11 protein-coding genes are annotated in these 13,710 nt (G+C 63.6%); 8 read left to right on the plus strand and 3 right to left on the minus strand.

Translation table 11 applies throughout. The annotated features are described in order from the left end of the window. Nucleotides 1-41: 41 nt before the first annotated feature. A complete protein-coding gene (panB, locus tag CPI83_RS12000; protein ID WP_003941624.1) occupies nt 42-893 on the minus strand; it encodes a 3-methyl-2-oxobutanoate hydroxymethyltransferase in 852 nt (283 codons plus the stop codon). 207 nt (nt 894-1,100) lie between these two features. On the opposite strand from panB, the gene CPI83_RS12005 reads away from it, so the two are divergent. The 3 genes from CPI83_RS12005 to CPI83_RS12015 all read left to right on the plus strand — a co-directional run bounded on the left by CPI83_RS12005 (nt 1,101) and on the right by CPI83_RS12015 (nt 7,131). Next, on the plus strand, nt 1,101-2,672 hold the full coding sequence (locus CPI83_RS12005; RefSeq protein ID WP_097387253.1) for an alpha/beta hydrolase: 1,572 nt from the start codon (nt 1,101-1,103) through the stop codon (nt 2,670-2,672). A gap of 107 nt (nt 2,673-2,779) precedes the next feature. Continuing rightward, nucleotides 2,780-4,120, plus strand: coding sequence for a glutamine synthetase family protein (locus tag CPI83_RS12010; protein ID WP_003941637.1), 1,341 nt, complete (start codon nt 2,780-2,782; stop codon nt 4,118-4,120). Further along, nucleotides 4,117-7,131 (plus strand): bifunctional [glutamine synthetase] adenylyltransferase/[glutamine synthetase]-adenylyl-L-tyrosine phosphorylase, encoded by a 3,015-nt coding sequence (locus CPI83_RS12015; RefSeq protein ID WP_097387254.1) that lies wholly within the window; start codon nt 4,117-4,119, stop codon nt 7,129-7,131. Before CPI83_RS12010 ends, CPI83_RS12015 begins: the two co-directional genes overlap by 4 nt. 9 nt (nt 7,132-7,140) lie before the next feature. On the opposite strand, the gene CPI83_RS12020 is transcribed toward CPI83_RS12015, so the two are convergent. Further along, entirely contained in the window at nt 7,141-7,992 is an 852-nt protein-coding gene (locus CPI83_RS12020; protein ID WP_198586346.1) for a fused MFS/spermidine synthase, read from the minus strand. A gap of 175 nt (nt 7,993-8,167) precedes the next feature. On the opposite strand from CPI83_RS12020, the gene CPI83_RS12025 reads away from it, so the two are divergent. The 4 genes from CPI83_RS12025 to CPI83_RS12040 all read left to right on the plus strand — a co-directional run bounded on the left by CPI83_RS12025 (nt 8,168) and on the right by CPI83_RS12040 (nt 11,921). Next, nucleotides 8,168-9,295, plus strand: a complete 1,128-nt coding sequence (locus tag CPI83_RS12025; RefSeq protein WP_020908136.1) for an NDMA-dependent alcohol dehydrogenase — start codon at nt 8,168-8,170, stop codon at nt 9,293-9,295. A 189-nt stretch (nt 9,296-9,484) separates the two neighbouring features. Continuing rightward, complete coding sequence (locus CPI83_RS12030) at nt 9,485-10,306, plus strand: alpha/beta hydrolase (RefSeq protein ID WP_019748943.1); 822 nt, start codon at nt 9,485-9,487, stop codon at nt 10,304-10,306. Nucleotides 10,307-10,349: 43 nt separating this feature from the next. Beyond that, entirely contained in the window at nt 10,350-11,381 is a 1,032-nt protein-coding gene (locus CPI83_RS12035; RefSeq protein WP_092763395.1) for a cupin domain-containing protein, read from the plus strand. Between the two features lie 18 nt (nt 11,382-11,399). Continuing rightward, nucleotides 11,400-11,921, plus strand: a complete 522-nt coding sequence (locus tag CPI83_RS12040) for a hypothetical protein (protein ID WP_097387256.1) — start codon at nt 11,400-11,402, stop codon at nt 11,919-11,921. Nucleotides 11,922-11,969: 48 nt separating this feature from the next. Here the strand turns inward: CPI83_RS12040 and CPI83_RS12045 are convergent, their stop codons facing one another. Then, complete coding sequence (locus CPI83_RS12045; RefSeq protein ID WP_020969908.1) at nt 11,970-12,656, minus strand: GntR family transcriptional regulator; 687 nt, start codon at nt 12,654-12,656, stop codon at nt 11,970-11,972. 128 nt (nt 12,657-12,784) lie between these two features. On the opposite strand from CPI83_RS12045, the gene CPI83_RS12050 reads away from it, so the two are divergent. Continuing rightward, nucleotides 12,785-13,705, plus strand: a complete 921-nt coding sequence (locus CPI83_RS12050; RefSeq protein ID WP_097387257.1) for a rhodanese-like domain-containing protein — start codon at nt 12,785-12,787, stop codon at nt 13,703-13,705. Nucleotides 13,706-13,710: the final 5 nt, after the last annotated feature.

Raw genomic sequence — 13,710 nt, forward strand, 5'->3', positions numbered from 1 at the left:
CCTGGCTGGTTGAGAGACAGGCGGCGTTCGCCGGTCTCGGATCAGAAACTGTGTTCTGCGGCCGGGAAAGCGCCAGTGCGAACTTCTGATGCATAGGCGGCGGCTGCGGAACGCAGTTCGTCACCGACGTTACCGAAACGCTTGACGAACTTGGCTGTCTTACCGCTCGTGTAACCCGCCATGTCCTGCCAGACGAGTACCTGAGCGTCGCATTCGGAACCGGCCCCGATGCCGACGGTGGGGATGGTGAGTTTGCGGCTGACCTGGCCCGCAATCTCGGCCGGAACCATTTCCATGACGACGGAGAACGCCCCGGCTTCCTGGACTGCAATGGCGTCCGCCACAAGCTGCTCGGCCGCGTCGCCGCGACCCTGGACGCGGAATCCGCCGAGCGAGTTCACGCTCTGCGGGGTGAATCCGACGTGAGCCATGACGGGGATGCCGGCCGAGGTGATAGCCGCGATCTGCTTGCTCATCCGCTCGCCGCCCTCGAGTTTGACGGCGTGCGCGAGGCCTTCCTTCATGAACCGTGTCGCAGTCGCAAGGGCCTGCTCGGCGGAACCCTCGTAGGTGCCGAAGGGGAGGTCGGCGACGACGAGTGCGTGCGGGGCGCCGCGAACCACGCCACGCACGAGCGGGAGCAGTTCGTCGACGGTGATCGGCACGGTGGTGTCGTAGCCGTAGACGACGTTGGCGGCAGAGTCGCCGACGAGCAGCACCGGGATGCCTGCGTCTTCGAAGATGCGTGCCGTGGAGTAGTCGTAAGCGGTGAGCATCGACCAGCGTTCGCCGTTCTGCTTCATCTCGGCGAGGTGGTGAATGCGCGTCTTACGCTTCGGTGCATCGGTAGAGCTTGCAGTGGGTACAGAACCATAGAGAGGTGTTTCGGACATCGTTGTCCCTTTCTGGCCTCGAGGCCCTGAGCGTTGATCGCCTTCGGGTCCCCGGGTGTGGGTGATGACGTGTTCAGTCTGCCACCGGACATCGCCGACACGAATAGTTGACGGGGTGCAATGGGTCACATCACCGCGTGCCTGTCAGTTAGGTGCCGAACCGAGGCGAACCGCTGGCTACCGAGGTTTCCTGGCACCATCAATGGCATGTCGAAGTTCGTTCGCCTCTCCGGTGCCCTCGCCGGAAGCGCAGCAGTGCTCGTGTTGGTTGTCGGTTGCACCAGTTCGGAAGGCACGCCCGAATCGGTGGAACCTGCTGGTTCTGCCGCGTCCGCGGTGCCGTCCGGCCTCGAGAATTTCTACGAGCAGACGCTCGACTGGGGTTCGTGCGACCAATTTGTCGAAGAAGGAACTGCGCCGCTGGGGCGTGGGGTCGACTGCGCCGAGGTGAGCGTTCCCGTCGACTACGCGAATCCGAACGGCGACACCGCGAAGGTGGTGATCTCGCGTTCGAAGGCAACCGGCGACCGCATCGGCTCACTGTTGCTGAACCCCGGCGGGCCGGGTGGGTCCGGGCTGTCGATGGCGACATCGGGTTCGGGCACCGAACTGCAGGAACGTTTCGACATGATCGGCTTCGATCCGCGGGGGATCGGGGCATCGACCCCGCAGGTTCGGTGTTTGACGCCGGAGGAGACCGACGCGGAGCGTGCGGAGGTCAACGTCGACATGACGCCGGAGGGCATCGCTCTCGCCGAGGCGGACAGCAAGGACTACGCCGCCAAGTGCGCTGAGCGGACCGGTACGGAGTTCCTCGCTCATGTCGGTACCTACGAGGTGGTGCGAGATATGGACGTCATTCGGGGCGTTCTCGGCGATCCGAAGATGAACTACCTCGGGTTCTCGTACGGGACCCGGCTCGGATCCACGTACGCGGAAACCTTTCCGCAGAACGTCCGAGCGATGGTCCTCGACGGCGCGCTCGACCCCGAGCAGGATCCGGTCGACGAAGTGGTCTTGCAGGGGCAGGGCTTCCAAGGCGCGTTCGACGCCTTTGTCGCCGACTGTGTCTCGCGAACGGATTGCCCGCTGGGTGATGATCCGGCGCAGGCGCAGGCACGCTTTCAGACACTCGTCGATCCGTTGATCGAGAAGCCGGCACAGACCACCGATCCGCGCGGGCTGAGTTATTCCGACGCGATCACGGGCGTGCAGCAGGCTCTGTATTCGCCACAGTTGTGGACGCCGCTGCGTGGGGGTCTGTCGAGTCTGGCCGAAGGACGCGGCGACTCGCTGCTCAATCTCGCCGACATGTACGAAGGCCGTGAGGATGACGGCAGCTACTCCAACATCAACGACGCGTTCAACGCCATTCGCTGCGTGGACGATCCGGCAACCACCGACCGCGCCGAGGCCGGCGAATCCGACACTCGGTACCGCGAGGCGGCGCCGTTCCTCGACGACGGCCGCGGGACGGGTCAAGCGCCGCTCGACCTGTGCGCGTTCTGGCCCGTTCCGGCTACCGGTAGCCCTCACGCGCTCGACCCCCAGGCGCTCGCCGATGCCGGCCTGCCTCAGTTGGTCGTCGTCTCCACGACGCAGGATCCGGCAACGCCGTATCAGGCCGGAGTGGATCTCGCCAAGCAGTTGGGCGCTGCCCTGATCACGTTCGACGGAACCCAACACACGGTGGTTCTGGACGGAAACTCCTGCGTCGACGATGCCGTCGTCGACTACTTCGTTTACTTGAAGGCACCGGAAGGGGGTCTGACATGTTAACCGGCGCGACGCCGTACGCTGCGCCTATTCGATGGTGACCAATCACTCTGTTAACCGGGACCACTGATGTAACACAGATTTAACGTGGCTTGCTTAGTCTCGCGTGCATGGATCGCCAAAAAGAATTCGTGCTTCGTACCCTGGAAGAGCGCGACATTCGGTTTGTCCGCTTGTGGTTCACCGATGTTCTCGGGTACCTCAAATCGGTGGCGATCGCCCCCGCCGAACTCGAAGGCGCCTTCGAGGAGGGAATCGGATTCGACGGTTCCGCCATCGAGGGATTCTCACGAGTCTCCGAAGCCGACACCGTCGCTCGGCCCGACGCCTCGACATTCCAGATCCTGCCGTGGGCCCACAAGGACGGTGCGCAACATTCCGCGCGCATGTTCTGCGACATCACGATGCCCGACGGTTCGCCGTCGTGGGCCGATCCGCGCCACGTACTGCGTCGCCAGTTGAGCAAGGCCAGCGACTTGGGCTTCAGCTGCTACGTCCACCCGGAAATCGAGTTCTTCCTTCTGGAGAACGGCCCGATCGACGGCACTCCGCCGATCCCGGCCGACTCGGGCGGATACTTCGACCAGGCCGTGCACGATTCGGCTCCGAATTTCCGCCGCCACGCCATCGACGCACTCGAGTCGATGGGCATCTCGGTCGAGTTCAGCCACCACGAGGCCGCGCCGGGTCAGCAGGAGATCGATCTGCGCTACGCCGACGCACTCTCGATGGCCGACAACGTCATGACGTTCCGGTACGTCGTGAAGGAGGTCGCGATCGGTGAAGGCGTCCGGGCGAGCTTCATGCCCAAGCCGTTCAGTGATCAGGCCGGCTCCGCGATGCACACCCACATGAGCCTGTTCGAGGGCGACACGAACGCCTTCCACAATCCTGACGATCCGATGCAGCTCTCCGAGACCGGCAAGGCGTTCATCGCCGGCATCCTCGAGCACGCCAACGAGATCAGTGCGGTCACGAACCAGTGGGTCAACTCGTACAAGCGACTCGTCCACGGGGGAGAGGCACCCACTGCTGCGTCGTGGGGCCCGTCCAACCGATCGGCTCTCATTCGCGTCCCGATGTACACGCCCAACAAGGCGTCCTCGCGCCGCGTCGAGATCCGAAGCCCAGACTCGGCCTGCAACCCGTACCTGACTTTCGCGGTCCTGCTTGCTGCCGGTCTTCGCGGCATCGAGAAGGGCTACACCTTGCCGCCCGAGGCAGAAGACGACGTGTGGTCGTTGACCTCCGCCGAGCGCCGCGCCATGGGTTACAAGGAACTGCCGAGCAACTTGGACAGCGCTCTGCGCGAGATGGAGAAGTCGGAACTGGTGGCCGAAGCACTCGGCGAACACGTCTTCGATTTCTTCCTGCGCAACAAGCGTCGTGAGTGGGAGGAATACCGCAGCCACGTGACGCCGTTCGAGCTCAAGACCTACCTCGGTCTGTGACGGTGAAACCGCCCGCTGCGAGATCAGCAGTTCCAGGACCGGGTCGACTCGGGCTGGTCGAGCCCACCGCTGCCGACGAGTTGCGTCAGCTCGGTTGGGTCGACGCCGATAGCATCGAACTCTTGTGGTCGCTTTCGCGTGCCGCGAATGCCGACCTCGCTCTGCGCACCCTTGTGCGGATCAAGGACGGGCTCGACGACGGGTGGCGCGAACTCGATCAGGCATTGCGCAAGGACAAAAGCCTGCGAGGCCGCTTGTTCGCACTCGTGGGTGCGTCGTCGGCCTTCGGCGATCACCTGGCCGCGGATCCGATCGGCTGGAAACTGCTCGACGGAACCGCTCTGCCGACCAAGGACGAGGCCACCGCAGCGTTGCTCGAGGCCGTGGGCGCCACCCTCGACGAGGGCGCTACCGAAGGCTCGCTGACCTACCGCGCCACCCTGACCGGGCCGGAAGCTGTTGTTGCTCTGCGTAAGAGCTACAAGGACCAGCTGATGCTGCTGGCTGCGGCTGATCTTGCGGCGACCGTCGAGAACGAACCAGTAGTGCCGTATCAGACCGTGGGTCACCAGCTTTCCGATCTCGCGGACGCTGCGCTGACCGCCGCACTGGCGGTGGCTATCGCAACGGTGTGCCCCGAGGGCAGTTGTCCGATCCGGCTCGCCGTGATCGCCATGGGCAAATGTGGTGCGCGCGAGCTGAACTACGTCTCCGACGTCGACGTCGTGTTCGTCGCCGAACCGGCCGATGCGACGGCCAGTCGCGTTGCCGGCGAGATGATGCGTATCGGTACTTCCGCATTCTTCGAGGTCGATGCTGCGCTGCGCCCCGAAGGCAAGCGCGGAGAACTGGTTCGCTCCCTCGAATCCCACATCACGTACTACAAGCGCTGGGCCAAGACCTGGGAGTTCCAGGCACTGCTCAAGGCTCGTCCGATGACCGGCGACATGGAGCTCGGTCGCCAGTACTCCGAGGCGATGAGCCCGATGGTGTGGATCGCCTCGGAGCGCGAGGACTTCGTCCCCGAAGTCCAGGCCATGCGTCGACGCGTCGAGGAAATGGTTCCCCCCGAACTGCGTGAGCGTGAACTGAAACTCGGCCGCGGAAGTTTGCGCGACGTCGAATTTGCCGTCCAACTCCTGCAATTGGTGCACGGGCGCGCCGACAGTTCGTTGCATGTCCAGAGCACGGTCGATGCACTGACCGCATTGGCGGCGGGTGGATACGTCGGCCGCGACGACGCCGCCAACCTGACTGCGTCGTACGAATTCCTGCGCCTGCTCGAGCACCGTCTGCAGTTGCAGAAGCTCAAGCGCACACACACCCTGCCGCCGCCGGACGACGAGGAAGCGCTGCGTTGGCTGGCCCGCGCCGCGCACATGCGGCCAGACGGTCGTCTGGATTCCCTGGGAGTCCTGCGCGCCGAGATCAAGCGGAATTCGCATCGGATTCGCCGCCTGCACGCCAAGTTGTTCTACCGCCCGCTTCTCGAATCGGTGGCGCGGATGGACAAGGAAGCACTGGTCCTGGGACCAGAAGCCGCGGTTCGGCAGTTGGCCGCTCTGGGTTACACGGCACCCGAGCATGCTCTCGGGCATCTGACTGCACTGACGAGTGGCGCTTCACGCAAGGGTCGCATTCAAGCGCTCCTGTTGCCGACTCTGCTCGAATCACTCGCGGACACACCGGATCCCGATGCCGGGCTGCTCGCTTACCGCAGGCTCTCGGACGCGCTCGTCGACCAGACGTGGTTCCTGCGCCTGCTCCGCGACGAGGCTGCGGTGGCCGAGCGTCTGATGACCGTGCTGGGCTCGTCGGCGTACCTACCGGACCTGCTCATCAAGGCTCCCGACGTGATTCGCTTGTTCGCGGATTCGCCGAGTGGACCGCGCCTTGTCGAGCCGAAGCCCGAGGACGTCGCTCGCGGAATACTCACCGCCTCCGGCCGACACAGTGATCCCAATCGTGCTGTTGCCGCGGCCCGCTCGCTGCGGCGACACGAACTTGCGCGCATCGCGTCGGCCGACATCCTCGGCATGCTCGATGTTCCCGCCGTCTGCAAGGCGCTGTCCTCGGTGTGGGCCGCGGTGCTCAATGCATCGCTCTCCGCGGTGATCAAGGCCAGCGTCACCGAACTCGGGACCGAGGCGCCGGCCAGTTTCTCCGTCATCGGCATGGGCCGACTGGGCGGCGGCGAACTCGGCTATGGATCCGATGCGGACGTGCTGTTCGTGTGCGAACCCCGCGAGGGCGTCGACGAGACCGTTGCGGTCAAGTGGGCCAACAGCATTGCCGACAAGGTGCGCAAGCTTCTCGGGGCACCGAGCACGGATCCTCCGCTCGAAGTCGACACCGGATTGCGTCCGGAAGGTCGTAACGGACCGATGGTTCGCACGCTCGAGTCGTACGACGCGTACTACGCGAAGTGGGCTCAGGCGTGGGAGATTCAAGCGCTGCTTCGTGCGCACCCGGTTGCCGGTGATCCTGAACTGGGACTGCGGTTCCTGCACATGATCGACAAAACGCGCTACCCCGAAGGCGGCGTCAGTGACGCGGCGGTGCGCGAGATCCGGCGCATCAAGGCGCGCGTCGATTCCGAAAGGCTTCCTCGCGGAGCCGATCCGGCGACGCACACCAAACTGGGTCGCGGTGGCTTGGCCGACATCGAGTGGACTGTGCAATTGCTGCAGCTGCGCCACGCCGACAAGATCGAGTCGCTGCACAACACGTCGACGCTCGAGACTCTCGACGCCATCGGCGCCGCGGAACTGCTCAGCGAAGGCGACGTCGAACTGCTGCGTGACGCCTGGATCACCGCGACGAAGGCACGCAACTGCCTCGTTCTTGTGCGGGGCAAGCCGACGGATCAGCTTCCCGGCCCGGGCCGTGTTCTCGCGGCGGTGGCGCAGGTCGCTGGATACGGCGACGACGCAGGGGAGTTCCTCGACAACTACCTGCGCATCACACGACGGGCAAAAGCTGTGGTGGAGAGGGTCTTCGGCGGGGAGTAGCGTTTTCGCTCAGTCCTGCCGAACCGGCGCGTTCGCGGCGAACTTGCGGACTTCGGCGTCCTGCCACACGTGGGCGGGAACGCCGCCGCCGAGTAGCTCGCGCGCGAGCGCGGGTTGCCCGCCGATCGGTACGTCGCTGCCCGCGATGATCATGTTGCCGTAGCGGCGGCCCTTGAGCATCGCGGGATCGGCGATGATCGCCATGTGTTCGAACTGCGCACCGATCGTTGCGGCTTCACTGCGCGCGCCCTGAAGATCCGGGGTGTCGCCGCAGTTGACGATGTAGATACCGCCCGGTGCCAGCACGCGTCGTACGTGGGTGGTGAATTGCCCTGTCGTCAGCGGAGTCGGAGTTGTGTTGCCGGCAAAGACATCTCGAATCACGACGTCTCGGGTGGACTCGGTGAGAGTTTCGGTGACGGCGCGGGCTTCACCGACACGAATGCGCAGCAGCGGTGCGCGCGGTAGGTCGAACCAATCGCGCACCAGTTCGGCCAGGGCGCCGTCGATTTCGACAACCACCTGACGCGCGTCGGGGTAGGTGGCGGCGAAGTACCTGGCCATGGAGCAGGCTCCGCCGCCGAGATGCAGAACCCGCAGACGCTCGGTCTTGTCACGTTCGGAATCGACCAGATGCGCGATCCACCGCATGTACTCGAAATCGAGCACCGTCGGATCTGCGACGTTCACGTGGGAACTGGGCACTCCGTTGATCTGGATGATCCAGCTGTCGTCGGAGTACTGGTCGCGGACAAGTTCGCACGTCCCGGTATCGATCGGGAAAGTACCGGCGACGGGACCGGACTCGCCTCGCTCGGGAGTACCGCTGCGAGTTCTTGTCTTGCGAGTTCCCTTGGCCACTGTGTTGATACTAGCCGTGCGCGTTTCCGGTAACGCCGAGTACCAAAAAGGCGCACGGACCGGCGGTATTCTCGAGTAGTTTCAGGCACACTCGTAGATGGAGTGTGATCGGTGACACAAATGCCGGCGCGTTCTTTCGTCGTCCGTGCATCACGAAGAATTTCGAGGAGTGCAGGTGAAGGTCAAGGCAGCGGTAGTCAAGGCGCCAGGTCAGGCATGGGAGATCGAAGAGGTCGAGCTGGGGGACCCGGTCTCGGGTGAGGTACAGGTCCGACTCGCCGCATCGGGGCTGTGCCATTCGGACGAACATTTGCGTACGGGCGCCAGCCCGCTGCCCTTCTACCCGGCCTTGGGCGGGCACGAAGGCGCCGGAGTGGTGACGAAGGTCGGCCCGGGTGTCGCGAGCGTCGAAGAAGGCGACCACGTGGTTCTCGCCTTCATCCCGGCGTGCGGACGTTGTCCGTCTTGCGCGAAGGGTCTGCAGAACATCTGCGACGAGGGAGCCGGCCTGTTGACCGGGCAGGCGATCTCCGACAAGACGTACCGCGTCACCCTCAACGACGAGCCGGTCATCCAGATGTGCCTGCTCGGAACATTTTCGCCGTACGTGACCGTCAACGAGGCGTCGGTGATCAAGATCGAGAAGGACATCCCGCTCGACAAGGCGGCCTTGCTCGGCTGCGGTGTTGCCACCGGTTGGGGATCGGCCACCGCGATCGGTGGAGCCAAGGTCGGTGACACGGTGGTGGTTGTCGGCGTCGGCGGCGTCGGAATCAACTCGGTGCAGGGTGCGGCGTCAGCCGGAGCACGATTTGTGATCGCGATCGATCCCGTCGAGTTCAAGCGCGACAAGGCAAAGGAATTCGGCGCCACACACACGTTTGCCTCCCTCGAGGAAGCGCTACCGGTGATCGGCGAGATCACCTGGGGCAAGATGGCCGACGTCACCGTGATCACCGTGGGTGAGATTCACGGCGACATCATTCAGCCCGCGCTCAGCGCGACGGGCAAGGGCGGGCAGGTCGTGGTCGTCGGAATGGGGCACTACGCGGATTCGCAGGTGACGCTCAGCCTCTTCGAGCTGACCCTTCTACAGAAGCGTTTGCAGGGAGCCATCTTCGGCGGGGTAGGACCACGGTCCCAGATTCCCAAGTTGCTCGATCACTACCGAAGCGGCGCACTCAAACTCGACGAGTTGGTGACCAAGACCTACAAGCTCGAGGAGATCAACGAGGGTTACGCCGACATGCTCGAGGGAAAGAACCTGCGCGGAATGATCGTCTACACGGAGGACGATTACTGATCGTTCCCCCTCTGCCTGAAGGGTCCGGCCCGACACCACACTTCGTGGTGTCGGGCCGGAGTCTTCTGCCCCCATGCAGATTTCTGTCGATCGATGAGTCGACTGCCCCGATAGTGGGCACTCGCAGAGTGAGGAAACCGGGCACCGTGTCCGGACCTCAGTCCAAGACTCGACAGAGAAGAGCAGAACATGCCCTACATCACCACTTCCGACGGAACCGAGATCTACTACACCGAGCACGGGGTCGGCCGGCCGATCGTCCTCAGCCACGGGTGGCCGCTGAGTTCCGACGCGTGGCAGGTCGAGATGAAGCTGTTCGCCGACGCCGGATACCGGACCATCGCGCACGATCGTCGAGGGCACGGTCGCTCGTCGAAGACGTACACCGGCAACGACATGGATACATATGCCAAGGACCTGGCTGAGCTGATCGACACGCTCGACCTGAAAGACCTGATCGTGGTGGGCCATTCGACCGGCGGCGGGGAAGTGGTCCGCTACGCGGCGCAGCACGGCAAGGGGCGCGTGGACAAGGTGATCACCGCCGGCGCCGTTCCGCCGATCATGGTCAAGTCGGACGGCAACCCCGAAGGCACACCGATCGAGGTGTTCGACGGCATTCGTGAGGGAGTTCTGCGAGATCGATCGCAGTTCTACAAGGATCTCAGCGAGAGCTTCTACGGCGCGAACCGCGAAGGGGCCGACGTCTCGCAAGGGGCGAAGGACGACTTCTGGCGACAGGGGATGTTGGTCAACCTCGCCGCGGCCTACGACTGCGTCAAGGCATTCTCGGAGACGGATCAGACCTCCGATCTCGAAGCCATCGACGTTCCGTTCCTCATCGCTCAGGGCGACGACGATCAGATCGTGCCGATCGGCGCAGCGGCGGAGAAGGCGATCAAGCTGGTGAAGAAGGGCACGCTGAAGGTGTATCCGGGCGCACCGCACGGAATTTACGGCTCGTATCAGCAGACCCTGGACCGGGACATCCTTGCCTTCATCGAGGACTGACGTCAGCGATTCGGAAGGATAAGAGTCGAAAGGATCAAAGGCCATGTCCACACACGTTGCCTCGCTGCGCGATGGTCCCAGTGTCTTCGAGAACGAACTCGGATCGATCTCGCAACTCGACACGAGTTCGTTGCCGATCCTGTCCGGTCTGTCGATCAAACGAATTGTTCTCGGCCCCGGCGCGATCCGCGAACCACAATGGAACGTCAACGCGAACCAGATCGCCTACGTCACCAGCGGAACCGTGCTCGTCTCGATGTTGGGCAATGCCGACGAGTTCGCCAGTTTCGTGGTGCGAACGGGGCAGATGTATCACGTCGAATCCGGCGCGATTTATCACATCGAGAATGTCGGAGAGGAGGAGGCGGAGATCATCGCTGCCCTGCGTACTTCACTCCCGCAGCACTTTTCGTTGCAGAGTAGCGTCAGCGCAATGTCGAACGCGGTGCTCGGCAATACCTACGACCTCGCCGCGTCAGCCTTCGACGTCTTCGGTAGGGCCGATGCGTCCCAGATAGTTCGGCGGGACGGCGCCGCCGTCGTTCCCGATACCGCCGGCTTTCCCAACGCGCATCTCTTCGATCTCGACGGCCAGATCGCGCCCCTCGCATACCCGTACGGACAGGCGGAAGTGGCACGCAAGCAGTATTGGGCGGCGCTGGAGGATCTTTCGATGTACTCGTTGACTATTCGCGAGAGTGGAATGCGTGAGCCACACTGGCATCCCGTCACTGCCGAAATGGGATACGTGCATCGTGGTCACGGGCGGATGACGGTCCTCGATCCGGACGGTTCGCTCGACACCTACCTACTGGAGCCCGGTCAGGTGTATTTCGTTCCGCGTGCCTACCCCCATCACATCGAGGTTCTAGGTGACGAGGACATCAACTTCCTCATCTTCTTCGACCAGCCGACGCCGGGCGACATAGGCTACCGTGCAACGGCTTCCGCGTTCTCGCGCGGCGTTCTCTCGGCCTCGTTCGGTGTTCCGGAACGCGATCTGCCGCAATTTCCTTTCACGCCGGTCGATCCGCTCATTGTCTCGCGTAACAATCCGATCGACCGCCAGCACTGACCGGCAAGGACGCCCATCATGACCGACTCGCTGATCGTGACCGATCACGGTACGACGCTCGACTTCACGTACGAAGATGCTCTGCACTATCACGGGCCGCAGGCACCGGGAGGCGTGGCGCATGCCTACAAAGTCCTCGAGCGCGCACTCGGTGTGCTCGGCGGGGAAGGCTCCGTCGAGCGTCGCGAGCTGGTCGTCACCACCGCACACGGCGGACCAGGAGTGCGCGACGCGTTCGAGTTGGTCACGCGCGCAGTGACCGAAGGGCGGTACACCGTCGACAGTTCCCTGGCCCGGCCTGAACGAGGAAATGCGCTCGCACTGTATGTCTTTCGGGTCGGCTATCGCGGCGCGAGCGCCACGCTGACTGTTCGGGAGGGATTTGTCGTCGACGAGTTGATCACTCTCTCCCGCAAGACTGACCGGACAGCCGAAGACGAGTCACGGCTGACAGTGCTCAAACAGGAGATGGCGGTCCGAGTGATGTCGAGCCCGGCCGAGAGCGTGTACGACGTCGAGATCGGCACGCTCCCCGCCTGACTGACGGCGGCATAGGCGTCGGTATGCAGAACTCTGGGCTGTCTGGAGTCAGCGGCTGGCGAACATCCTTATCCGCTGGTCGCGACTGCGCTCGAGATGGTTGCGCATGTGGCCACGCGCGGACGATTCGTCCCTGGCGCGGATGGCGTTCAGGATCTCTTGATGTTCCGAATTGAGCAGGTCCGGTTCGCCGTAGTTCGACGGCGGGCCGCTGTCGTAGATTCGCAATTGGGTGGTGAGGCGGATCAGCAGTGAGGTGATCGTGGAATTGTGGGCGGCCTGCCAGAGGGCCTCGTGAAACTTGAAGTTCCCGGAACGCACCTCGGTGCCTTCGGTTGCAGTGCAGCAGAACTCGTGTAATCCGTCCAGGCGAGCAAGGTCGAGATCGCTGTGGCGTAGTGCCGCGGCGCCTGCCGCTTCCGATTCGAGGGCTACCCGCGCCGCGTAGATCTCGATGACGTCCTCGGGTGTGCCGGAACGGACACGAAAACCGCGAGCGGCTCGTTCGAGTAGTCCGTCGTGTGCGAGCCAGTTGAGTGCTTCCCGGATCGGGGTGCGGGATGCGCCGTACGATTCGCATAATTGAGTCTCGTGCAGCGGAGCGCCCTGGGGGAACTTGCCGGCCAGGATGTCGGCTCGCAGGCGCAGGTACTGCCGCGAGGTCTGATCGGACCGGCCGAGCGCAGCCTCCGGCACCAGCAGATCGGTGGTGCTCGTATCGGCGTCGAGATCCATGTGTCCCCATTCCTGTGCATGCAAGTAGAGCGCGTTCGATTATGCCATCGACGACGAGTGAGTACTTGCGTATACGCTAGTACTCATTTAGGTTCGTGCTTGTTCGTTTCCGAGGGAGAGGGTCCGAAGTGGCTGGAGAGACCGCGTCGCCGCTGGTGAGTGCCGCTGAACTCGACGCGATGCTGCGTGAGGGAGGCGTCGCCGTGCTCGACGCGACGGTTCATTTTCCTCCCGCGCGATTTGACGGCGACTACCGCCCGGAATCCGGGTACGGCGGCTGGGTCTCCTCGCACATCCCGGGTTCGCGACATGTCGACCTCATGGACGTCTTCTCCGAAAGGGAAGCGGCGCTGCATTTCACACGCCCGCCAACGGAGCAGTTGGTTTCCGATCTCCAATCCAGTGGTATCGAGCCGGGCGCGACAATCGTGATCTACGACCAGGGATCGACCACCTGGGCATCACGGCTCTGGTGGGTGTTTCGCAACGCCGGCATCGAAGCAAGAGTTCTCGACGGTGGCCTCGCCGAATGGACTCGACGCGGCTTCGCGCTCGCGAGCGGCGACGACGAAACCCACACGTCGGCGTCGACGCGTTGGAGCGTGACGGATCTGGGTCTGTGGGTCGATTTACCTCGCGTTGCGTCGCTGTCCAGCGGAGGCGAAGCCGGAACGCTGGTGTGCGCTCTCGCGCCTGAGCAGTACGAGGGAACCGAGAAGACGCGATACTCGCGACGCGGACACATTCCGTCAAGCGTGAATCTGTCCGCGAAGAGTCTTCTCGACTCCGACTCCCGGATGCTTCCGGTCGAGAAAGTCTTGTCGAAATCGGCCGACGTTCTACCAACCGCCACCGGCCCTGTCGTGATCTATTGCGGTGGCGGAGTTTCGGCGTGTTTGACCGCACTTGCGCTGATCCGCAGCGGCTATGCGGACGTCAAAGTCTACGACGGTTCGTTGGAGGAATGGACTGCAGATCCGGTTTTGCCGATGGTTGTCGGCAGTGAGCCCGGTGGCGCGAATCCGGATGTGCGATGTCCGCGGTCCTGAATCGC

Origin of the sequence: Rhodococcus sp. H-CA8f, assembly GCF_002501585.1 — a bacterium.
In the GTDB taxonomy this organism is placed as follows: domain Bacteria; phylum Actinomycetota; class Actinomycetes; order Mycobacteriales; family Mycobacteriaceae; genus Rhodococcus_F; species Rhodococcus_F erythropolis.

Bases quoted from the DNA above. Each gene is read 5' to 3' on its own strand.
- CPI83_RS12010 (WP_003941637.1), top strand. From the start codon at position 2,780: ATGGATCGCCAAAAAGAATTCGTGCTTCGTACCCTGGAAGAGCGCGAC.
- CPI83_RS12045 (WP_020969908.1), bottom strand. From the start codon at position 12,656: ATGGATCTCGACGCCGATACGAGCACCACCGATCTGCTGGTGCCGGAG.
- panB (WP_003941624.1), bottom strand. From the start codon at position 893: ATGTCCGAAACACCTCTCTATGGTTCTGTACCCACTGCAAGCTCTACC.
- CPI83_RS12040 (WP_097387256.1), top strand. From the start codon at position 11,400: ATGACCGACTCGCTGATCGTGACCGATCACGGTACGACGCTCGACTTC.
- CPI83_RS12035 (WP_092763395.1), top strand. From the start codon at position 10,350: ATGTCCACACACGTTGCCTCGCTGCGCGATGGTCCCAGTGTCTTCGAG.
- CPI83_RS12005 (WP_097387253.1), top strand. From the start codon at position 1,101: ATGTCGAAGTTCGTTCGCCTCTCCGGTGCCCTCGCCGGAAGCGCAGCA.
- CPI83_RS12030 (WP_019748943.1), top strand. From the start codon at position 9,485: ATGCCCTACATCACCACTTCCGACGGAACCGAGATCTACTACACCGAG.